General features: G+C 54.4%; 2 protein-coding genes. Both read right to left on the bottom strand.

The genetic code is table 11. The features are described from left to right. Positions 1–319 precede the first annotated feature (319 nt). Positions 320–568: a hypothetical protein gene (locus ACW5W7_RS21140; RefSeq protein WP_456502987.1), complete on the bottom strand. Its 249-nt coding sequence runs from the start codon at positions 566–568 to the stop codon at positions 320–322. Positions 569–1,376: 808 nt separating this feature from the next. Beyond that, entirely contained in the window at positions 1,377–11,237 is a 9,861-nt protein-coding gene (locus ACW5W7_RS21135; RefSeq protein ID WP_456502986.1) for a DUF637 domain-containing protein, read from the bottom strand. Positions 11,238–11,331 lie beyond the last annotated feature (94 nt).

Genomic DNA, 11,331 nt, shown 5'->3' with positions numbered 1-11,331 from the left:
TATCTATCTATCTATCTATCTATCTATCTATCTATCTATCTATCTATCTATCTATCTATCTATCTATCTATCTATCTATCTATCTATCTATATCTACCAAAACGATTATATAAGCACAGGAAAACGGCCACACCAATACCCCAAAACATACTTAGTTTTAAGTCTGACAAACATTCATCCAGAGATGAATACATTAATATACCACCATGATGATAAATATACACATCTATTAATGAAAATACCAATCTTATAAACAACATCCCTAAAAACATCAAAGATGAGGCGATTGTTGAATATAGAACATTGCAAAGTATACTTTTCATTCAAGAGCCTTATTTGAATGCATAAAGTCTTCGGTTTCGTGAGGAGCCATCTCTGATAAAACAGCACTATCTAAGCCAGTAATAATTACAGGAGTATTGTTCTTAGGATATGGATAAATTATTGGTGTATTAGATGGCTGCATCCACTTCATATTGTTTTTAGCAGTATTAAAGAATTTATCTAAGGGTTTCTCAGTCTTGCCGAAACCATATCCAATGGTCGATCCTACAACACTGGCTGACATTGAGTTCCATGAGGTTTCCTGATCTATCCCCTCCTTATTTTGCTTGGAGCTCTTTATACTCCTTACTCTGGGCATACTTGGTATCCTTCCTAGCCTGCTAATTCGCCTCTCCAAAATATTTTCTCACCACCAACTGGGTCGCCTGCTGCCCCACCTAACCTATTATATTGGCCTCCTGCATCCTCTCCAAATCTTTGTTTGTCGAAGATGGGTGAGAGGCCGTTGGCCACTTGGACCGGATCCCGGTTCAGAGTCATTAACCCCTGTTGATACACATTGTCGTTACGAATTTCAATGCCATCTGGTCCGATAGTGGTCAAATTAATGGCACTCGCACTAGAACTAAAACTAGAACTAGAACTAGAACTAGAACTAGAACTAGAACTAGAACTAGAACTAGAACTAGAACTAGAACTAGAACTACTATTGCCACCACCGAACATGGTCGTGGCCACACCTTTGCTGCCGTAACCACAATCATCAAACTCCTCTTTTTTCGGTATTGGGATTACCCCAAACTTTCTTTTTTATAGCACAATTAAATACATATTTATCTACTCACCATCCTTCCTTTTCATTGAGATTTTATTTTTGAATCTCCCTAAAAAAGTAGTCACCAACATATATAGACTTATAGCTGTCCCTGCTACAACCCCAAAAAAAACAGCCCTAACAATTTGCTCAGATGGAAAGATAAACACCCCTGATTTCAAATAAAAGAATATCGATATGCCTCCACCAACAAGAAATAACAATAAAACTGCGCAAGAGCACATGTATATATAAATCAAAAAAAACCTACCTACAGTCATTTATTCACCTTTTTCTCTTTTTCATCTAACTCATGCGAAATAGACTTCACATACCCAGCAGAAAAATCCGAAGTAACCCCACCCAAATAGTCATATATAACACCGGGAACTTCAATTTTAACTGGAATTTTATCCACCCCAACAGGAATATACTTCCCAACAGCGCCACCAGCTAAAGAACCGATAGTAGTTCCACTTAATGCCCCACCATCAACACCATCTGTTATTAAGGTGGCTCCAATAGCTATGCTTGTATTCTCCCATATTCCTCTACCAGGTGAAAGAGCACCTGTTAGAGCAGCACTAGTACTTGCCCAATAATCCCAAGATTTATTTTCATTGCCTGGCTGACTAAGGTCATACCACTGATATGTACCATTAGCCAGTACAGATACTGTTGAACCAGTGGCTACACTTCCTACTGAGGCTACAGGGCCTAGATATGCAGTCCCCAAAATAAGCGCACCACTTTTTATTGTCTCTTTAGCAGCTTCTTCATTAGCCCGTTGGATAATAGGTGCCATCTCTCGCTCAATTTGCTCCATTTGTGACTCAGCACTGAACTGTAGTCGTAAATGTTGTAAGTTATTGTATCTATATATTGTCTCCGCTCGGTCTGCCCCTGTATCAAACTGGTTTTGATCGCCAGTTACAGCCACCGCAGCCAAACCACCCAGCACCTTGTTAAGGGCAACCTGATGCTCTGGGTTGCCAAAGACCTGCATGCTCCAATTGCTGGCCAACTCCGACATGGCGCCACCCGCGGCCCCCGCTGCAAACTTGCCACCGGTGATCTCAGCAATGGCACCGCTAGTCACACCATGGGCGGCAATTTTCCCTGCCTCTGCCAACGGGCTGTTGGCAGCATCAAATTTAATGCCTTGATCCCCTATCCAGTTGGCAGTGGCTTTACCCACTTCCCCCTGAATATTGGAGAGTAAACTGGCTTTAAACGCATCCGCAAAGTGGGAGCCATTGATGGTGGTATCAATGCCTGCGGTGACGGCTGAGTGGCTCGTCACCCGGTTGAAAGTATCCCAGGAGAGCAGATCGGATGTAGCAGGCTGACTGGCTGCATTAGCCTTTTGTGCCCACCCCATCGTATTGTCCAGCCCTTGCAACGCCCCTGCACTTGCCACCGAAGTCGCCAATTGTTTGATATTGGCACTGCTGCCCATCTCTTTCAGTACCGCCCCCAGGTTGCCACCGTTATTGATTGTGGAAACTGTCGCCTGGCTGACCAAGGTACTAAACGCCGCGTTGGCCATCGCAGCCGAAGCCGTTCCTGCAATTGATGCGGTTGTGACTCCTTGGGCAGCGGCCAATGCTGCAGCACCAGCACCCGCAGTTACAACGGCCAAGGCAATGGCAATGATGGAAGAAACAATAGGACTCAGACTCTGCTGGCTATAGTCCCACTGTTCGTAGGCTTCCTGAACAGCCTCCATCTGTACGCCCGGCATGGTACGTACTTGTTCCACCCAGGCCATACCGGGTTGCGTCGCCAATGTATCCAGCCGTGCCTGCAGGCTTTCACCTTCACGTTGGCCCACTTGCAACAACACCCCTTGGCCCGCGGTGATGTTGATCTCGGCCCCGTCCAACTGGTTCTGGCGTTCTGTGGTGCTGTTGGTGCCATTGCCGGACATCTTCACCATCACACCGTTTTTCTTTTCATCCTTGCGGTAGAAATGTTCATCGGTGGCGGTCAACAAGTTGAGCATGCCATCGGTATCCACATTCAAGGCTTCACCAGCCTTGATGTTGCTGCCTTTGAGAGTCATGTCCCCCTGGCTGATGAGACTCACATTACCACCGGCTGTAATTAAGGAGCCCTGCGCCGTCACCTCTTTCTCTTCAATCTCGATGGATTGGGACTTGAGGAAGCCTTTACTCTTGCTCTTTTCAAAGTGATAGACCTCGTTATCTGCGGTGAGCAGTTGCAACTCGCCACCCGCTTGCAAGGCCGCATTCCCTTGCGCCTCCAGGGTACTCGCCTGGGCAATCAGGTAATTACCGGCGCCGAGCGACAGGTTGTTGCCCATGAGTTCAACCCCCTGCTGGGTAGTTGAACGGTCAATAGTGTGCTTGTTGCCAAGACGAATATCATCGCTGCTCTGATTTGCTTCGCTTGTCAGGAGCAGATCGTTGCCCGCCAGCAGGCTGATATCGCCTTTCCCCTCAAGACGGGATGCGCTGATCGCAAGATCCTGACCCGCTTTGACAGAGATAGATCCGCCCGCATCCAGGTTGCTCATCAACTGCTCGACCCGGGCAAAGCGGTTCTGGCCCTCTTCCCATTTGCTTCGATCTTCCAGGCTGCCGATGGTGATATCCCGCCCTGCCGAGAGGGACATGTCGAGGCCTGCGAGGAGATTGCTGGCCGACAGGGAGATATCCTGCCCGGCCTGCAGCAAAAGGTTGCCCGTTGACTCGATACGGGCGATGTCCCCCACGTCGGTGCGGCTGAAGCGGGTCTGATCGGTGAGTTCGCTCGACAGCACGCCGTTGACATCCACATGACGCTGAGCGGTCAAGGTTTCGTTGCGAATCGAGCCATCCAGCGAGGCAATAGCAACATCTCCCCCCTTGATGAGGTTCTGGTTGAGGATGTCTCCCTTGGCAATCAGCTCGAGACGCCCACCGGCCTGGATCTGACCCTGGTTGACCAGGATGCTGCCGCTCTTGAGGGATAGGGTGCCATCAGCCAGCAGGGTACCGCTGTTGTTGATGCCCCCCGCAGTCAGATCGATATTGGCGGCAGTGATGACACTACCGGAGAGGTGGCGTTTGTCGGCTTCGGTCAGGTAGAGCTTGGGGGCGAGCACTACCTTGCCCTGATACCAGACAGGCTCCCACCACACCATGCTGCGACCGAGTTGGGCCACCTGTTCGGCGCTCAAGGCAACCCCAGGAGAGAGTCCCAGCTCACGCTGGTTCTTGGCCGCGTTGTCGATCAGAGCCTTCATCTGGGCCAGATCAGACCCCATCTCGTTGTTGATGAAGCGTCGGCCTGTCTGGGCCAGTACCGCATCACGGATAACGCGGGTATCAAAAGCCGCATCCCCGAGCAGCTTGATGTCTTTCTCCGGGGTGAAGTTCACCTGATCGAAGAAGTAATTGGAACCAAGGAACTGGTCGACCTGGGTCAGAACCGGACTGGTTTCAACCACTGGAGCCGTGACCACGGCTGGCACGGGCTGGTTGTGTATCTGCACGGCGCCTGGCGTCGTCACCGTCACGCCGCTGACGGGTTGACCCTGCCAGCCATTTTGCAGACTTTGTTGCCATTGACCGGCGACTTGTCCCCCTCCTCCGCTGACTTGTGGCCCACTACCGGCATGGGTGAATCCATCCTGCAGACTTTGCTCCCATTGACCGGCTGACCCCGAATGTCCACCCGAAATGTGCGGTCCCTGTCCACTGGGATTGAAGCCCTGTTGCAAGCTCTGTTGCCATTGTCCTGAGACACCGGTCGCACCAGACCCGACCTGAGGACCCTGTATATTGGAGTCAAAGCCTGGTTGCAAACTCTGCTGCCATTGCTGAGAGACGGTGGCATGGCCATTGTTGACTGGCTTGACGCCATTCAAGTCTTGGAAGTCAGGGGATGTAGCTTCGCCAATCACACGTCCAGGTAACGACCAGTTCGTGTTCTGACCATTAGCCTGGGTGATACCGCCATTGCCAGAAATGCTATCGAAGGAGAGTTGCCCCGTACCCTGTAACTGCTGCTGGAGAGCGGCATCGATACGATCCATCATGCCGTTGCTGGCTTGCCCCAGGTTGGCCAGCAGAGGATTGACCTCGATCAGATAAGGACTGTCACCACTGTCATTGATGGTGAAGAGTCCCTTGTCTCCCGATGGTAACTGGAAGTCCGGCATCGGTACCCCGTTATCGGGGCCGACCGGCTTGAGCACCTGTGAAAGATATTGGGCATCTCCTTGCACTCCAGGGGCCACATCTGCGCCCTGGGCTTGAGGCAATGACATACCGGGACGTTGGGTGGTGCTGCTAACTGGGCCAGCGTTGGCTTTGATAGTAACGTTATCTACCATACCAGCAACGGCACCGGTCAAATTCCCACCGGCGGAGATGAGACTATTAAACGATCTCCCCCCACCAATCAAAACCTCATTAACAGAATAAAGTTTGTAGATTGCCGATTTAGCTCTTTCGGGAACTTTTGGTGCCCCCCCCTGGTTCCCACCAGAATATTTCTTGGATAAGTCAAAACCACTATCAGGTCTATATTCAAGATGTAATTCTGCCTCTCCTTCGACTAGGGCCTCGTTTGCAAGCACACCGACACGTAGATCCATGTTTCGACCGGAAGAGATGTCAGAATATGAGTTTACAAGCGAATTTGAAGTTATTGATATACTCTTAGCTGCGTTAATTTTACTAGCCGACGTATAGTCCAAGACCTTTATTTTTTGACCGATAACGGTCTCATATACAGATTTTGGATAAGACAAGATGACATACTCTATATCAGCATGGTCCCCCCCCCGCCCTTGAGTACCATTTATCCATTCAGGTGTAACAACTTGGCTTTGAGGTGGTGCACTATTATTTTCACCGTCACGAGTGAAACTAAATTTCGCTCGTTGGTTGATGATACCAGCACCCGCAGATAATATCAGATCACCGTTAGATTCTATTGTCCCCGAAGAGTTAGTGATATTTCCAGTTCGTGCCTGTAAATCACTACCGAGCTCCGCTAGTAAAGTACCATATTCATTAGTCAGATTACTGTTTGCCGTCAGATTCTGAGTGCCACCACTGTAGATAGTCCCTCGGTTATAAAGGGAGTCACCTTGCCATACTATATTCCCATTGCTAGCCATCAATCCGGTGTTACGTAGTTCACCCTGGGTATTCAGAGTCAGACCCTGGCCGGATTGGACACTGACATTGTTTTCCAGTCGCTGGGCGCTCAGTTGCATCACGCCGTTGCTCACCAGAGCCCCGCTATTGGTCAGCTGACCGGTGACGCCCGCATTGAAACGCTGGCCTGCCCCCCACTGTCCCTGATGTTGCCAGTTTCCTTGCACCTGCAAGTCCAGTATGCCCTTGGCACTCAGAGTCCCCTGACTATTAAGCGATGAACCTACCTTGAGGGAGAGATCGCCACCGGACAGCCATTCACCTATGCCAGTGACCTGACTTGCCTCCAGCGCGGCTTTCTGCCCCGCCAGGATCTTGCCGGGAGCATAGATGTCGGCACTGCGCAGGGTCAGCTGCTGCCCGAACAGGGTGCCGGTATTGACCAGACGTGCCAGTGGCGAGGCCTCCAGCCAGTTGGCGCTGACGAGCCCCGAGTTGCTGAACTGATTTCCCTTGAGGACCAACCGATTGCCGGATGAGAGCTCGCCGGCATTGCTCAGCGTGGCAGCAGAAATATCGCCCTGGTTCTGTGCTCGCAGCACGGCACCCTGCTGATTGTCGAGGGACTGTGTCTCAAGGCGCACAGAGCCCCCTTGTACGCGCCCACGGTTCTGAACCCCGGCATTGATGATGGCCAGATTATTGGCGAGTAACGCTCCCCGGTTATCGAGTTGAGCACTCGTGATGGTGAGTCCATCCCCTTGCAGGGTTCCCCGGTTATCCAGTCGGGCGCCACTCAGACTCCCTTGACCGGCAACCAGCATGATGCCGTCGTTTTGCAGCTCGCCGCGGCTCTGCAGACTGCCAGCCTCAATACGGCCTTGCTGGTCGATACGAGCCGCCCCCAGAGTCAGTTCACCGCCACTGAGCAGATTACCCAACTGGCTTAGCTGGGAGGTGGTGGTGAGATTTACATTGCCCTTGGAGGCCAAGGTTCCTTTGAGAGTCAGTGAAGGCGCGAAGAGAAGGATGCCCCCATCGGCCTGTACCGTGCCCGCAAGTACCGAATTCTCGGTGAATGTGGCATTCAAGGTGCCGTTGGCGCGGGTCTTGCCGCTCTGTTGCCAGCTGCCGCTACGCAGTCCGAGATCGGTCCCTGCCAGCAGATCCCCCTGCTGTTCAAAGCGGCTGCCCTTGATTTGCATTGCTCGCTCGGACTGCCAGAGCCCCTGTTGAGTCAGCTGCTTGCCTTCGACCGACAAGTTACCGCCCGATACCAGCTGGCTGCCACTCTTGCTGCCCAGATCGCCGCGGCTCAGCAGCGTCAGATCGCCGCCGCTTATCAATGAACCGTTTAACGTGACTGTATCCGCCTGGATATCGGTCACGCCGAGGATACGCCATGGACCCTGTTGTTGCAGTTGGCCGGTGCGCAGCGTCAGAGTGCCGTTGCTACCCAGAGTGCCCGCCCCTTGCCAGCTCGCACTGTTCAGAACGAGATTGCCGCCTTGCAACTGCCCGCCATGCTGAACCGCACCCCGGGCGTTAACCACCAGATTACCCTGGCTGTTGAGGCTGCCTCCTGTCGTCAGGCTGTTCGTATCGAGAGCGACAGTTCCCCCCTGCAAGGCGCCATCCAAGGTCAAGGTCTCGCCTTCTAGTCGCAGCGCCCCATCCGTGACAATCGTGCCACTGTGGTTGAAGCGTTGCCCCTGCCAACTCAGATCATCCGCGGCGGATAGCATGCCGGCGCTGCTGACATCCGTACCCTTGAGTACCAACCGGCCGTTGGTGGCCGTGGTGCTGCCGCTCTCAAAAATGATCTCGTCGGCAGTCAGGGACATATCCTGATTGGCCAACAACTTACCGCGGCTATTGAGGTGCTCCGCCGTCAGGGTCATGGCGCTGCCAGATTGCAGCGTACCGCTGTTGTCCAATTCATCCAGCGTCAGGTTCTGCGCTAGGCCACTGACCCAGTGCCCGCTATTGAGCAGACGAGCTGCCGTCAGCGTGATTCCCTGATCGGATTGCCAATGGCCACGGTTGATCAGATCGCCAGTTTTCAAGGCCAGCGCCCCCTTGCTGACCAGCGCACCACCGTTGTCGATATGACCGGCTTCCAGTGCAAGCGTCTCGCTCGAGATCTTGCCTTCGTTACGCAGGGTATCCGCCACCTGCAATGCCAGGCTCCCCCCGCTGGCCAGCACACCCTGCTGGGTCAAGGCTGTCGCCAGGATTCTCTGCTGCTGGCCAGCCACTATGCTGCCCTGCAATGTCATCTGGTCGGCTTTTAGCTGCTGCTTTTCCTTGGCCAGCAGACTGCTTGTCTTGCCTGTAGTCAGGGTGCCGGCTTCCAGTGTCTGACGATCCCCTTTGAGGGTCCCCTCCAGGGAGATCTGGGTGCCACTGAGTTCAGCCTCGCGGGCGACGGTTGTCCCTCCCATGGCCAGATGCTGACCACTCCATTGCAGACGGTCAGCCACGACATTGCCTGCCAGCGTTGCCTTGCCCGCAGTCAGTGCGAGTTGGTTTTTGGCCTGGGTGAGACCACCCAGGGTCAAGGCGCCGGCTTCCAACGTCAGATCGCCACTGCTTAGCATGTCCCCTTGAGAGTCCAGGGTTGCAGCGCTCAGATTGATGAGCTCCTTGCCAACCAGGACCCCATTATTCTCGAGGCGATCCGTGGCCACCATGGTCAAGCTATGCACCCCCACATCACCGCTGTTGATGAGGTGCAGGCCCGACAGGGTCGCTCCTTTGGCAATCAAGGCACCCAGGTTGTGCCATTGTTTCCCCTCCCAACCGAATTCCCCCAGGCTCTCCATCCGCCCGCGGTTTGTCAGTTGGTCGAATGCCAGCCCCATGCTGGCCGCACGCAAGGGGCCGCTGTTGTTGAATTGGGCGCCTTCCATCTGCAGCGCACCATCACCGACCCACTGGCCGTGCTGCTGCACATCATCAACCTTGATGGACTGATCGCCTGCGCCGAGCCAGGAGCCTTCTTGCAACAGGCTCTTGCCGAACAGAGTGAGCGGCCCACCGGCCACCAGAGTCGCCCCCTGCTGGTTATGCACTGCTCCGACGTTAAAGTTCGCTGCCTGTTCGCTCGCCAGACGCCCCTTGTTGACCAGGGAATCGGCCAACAGCTGCCATTGGCTGGCTTGCCAGTCCCCATCGAGCGTCAGTTGTTTGCCCGTGCTCTGCAGCAGGCCGCCAACGCGCCAGTTACCAGACCACTGCTGCTCATCCCCTGTCAGGGTCAAAGAGCCACCGATATCGGCATTCCCTCCCAGGGCCAGCAGGCTGGCACCAAGCTGGACAGCCCCCTGACTGGTGAGACGCCCGGTCAGGGTGGCTCTCTCCGCCGAAAGATCGACTCCCAGTTTGCCTTGCAGCAATCCACCGTTTTGCAGCTCTTTGCTGATCAAGGAGAGTTGGTTACCCGCGAGGCTCCCCTGGTTGGTCAGGCGATCCTCGGCCTCGATGCTGTGCTTGCCACCGGCAATGAGAGTTCCATCGTTATCGAGGGTGCGAGTAGTCAGAGTCAGATCCTTGCCTGCCTGCAACCACCCCTTATTGGTCAGCAGATCGCTCTGCCAGCTAAAGCCATCTGCAATGAGGTGCTGGCCACTGCTCAGACCCTCACGACTTTGCAACTCAGCCGTCCTGGCTTGTGTCGAGCCACCCAGCTGCAGCTTGTCGGCCTTAATACTGAGATCCAGGGTTGTGTTCAGCGTGCCAAGCTGGACATAGTTGTCCGCGGTAATGCCCACGTTCCCCTTTGCTGCCAAGGTTCCCGCCAGGTTCACCGTCTTACCGGCCAGCGATACCTGGCCACCTGCCTGCAACACGCCTTTGCCTTGCTGGGTCAGCCGTGTTCCACGCCAGACCAGTGCATCGTCCGCTGCCAGTGATCCCAGTTGATCCCACTGATCTGCTTCGATGTCAGCCTGCTTGGCCAGCACTTTGCCGGTGCTGCGCAGGGCTTCCGTCTTCACGTTGAGAGCCTCGCCCACCTCCAATTCACCGCCGAGATCGGCCTCTTTCGCCCCCAATTGCAGCGTGCCACCGACTTGCTGCACACCAGTCAGGCTTAACAGAGTGGCCCCCAGGGTCAGATCCGTACCGATGCGGGACTCGCCACCGAGCTGCAAGGTATCCCCCTGCAAGTGAGCGCCCTGAGTCGTCTCCAGCACCCCATTCAGGGTCAACCGAGAGCCTGTCAAGGCCATATCACGGGCAAACAGTCCCCCTTGGCTGCTAAGCTCGGTAAAATCGAGCGCCATACGCCCCTGTGCCAGTGCCGTGCCCTTGTGGATCAGGGTATCTCCTGACAGGGTCAGATCGGCCCCCGCCTGCATCCAGCCATTACCTTCAAGCTGCGTGCTTTGCCATACCAGATTGTCTGATGCCAGCAATCGACCATGCTGATGACCACGGTCGCTGGTCAGTTGAACGGACTGCCCCTGAACCTGCCCCGCCAATGACAAGTCATCGGCCTTGATGACCATGGCCTGGCCGCTGACCAGAGCGCCGCTCTGGCTGACCTCTTTACCCTGAATGTTCAACGCATTGCCGGCACCAATAGTGCCACCCAGCGTCAACGCTTCACCGCTCAGCGTGGCCCCTTGGTTCGCAATCAGTTCGCTGTGTTGACCCGTGGTCAGATGCTGACCCTGCCACTGCAACCCTTCCCGACTGTGCAGCTTGCCGTCACTCTGGGCCTGATTGACCGCCAACACCAGCGACTGGGCCTTGAGCAGCCCGTCGAACTGCCCTTCCTCTGCCGTGACCTGAGCTTTGCCTCCCACCAGCGTCTGGCCACTCAGTTGTAACAACCGGCTGCCCAGCTGCAGCTCACCGTCGGTCAGCTGTTGACCCGTCAGCACCAACTCATCCCCGTCGAGGGCAAGCCGTGATACCCCGAGCAGGGTACCTGTACTGCTAAGCTGATGGGCGTCAATCGCCACATCCTGGCTGGCGATACGCCCTCCATTGCTCAACTTCCCGGCCTCAATTGCCAAGGTGTCACCACCTGCCAGGGAGCCCTGATTGCTCAGGGAGTCCCCCTTGAGCACCAGGTGCTTGTCACCCTGCAGACTGCCGCTGTTGTCCAGC

The sequence above is a fragment of the Aeromonas intestinalis genome (assembly GCF_054052485.1).
This window is presented reverse-complemented; position numbering and strand designations above follow the sequence as displayed.

What these genes read in the sequence shown, in the direction of transcription:
- ACW5W7_RS21140 (WP_456502987.1), bottom strand. Translation starts at nt 568, where the DNA reads ATGTCAGCCAGTGTTGTAGGATCGACCATTGGATATGGTTTCGGCAAG.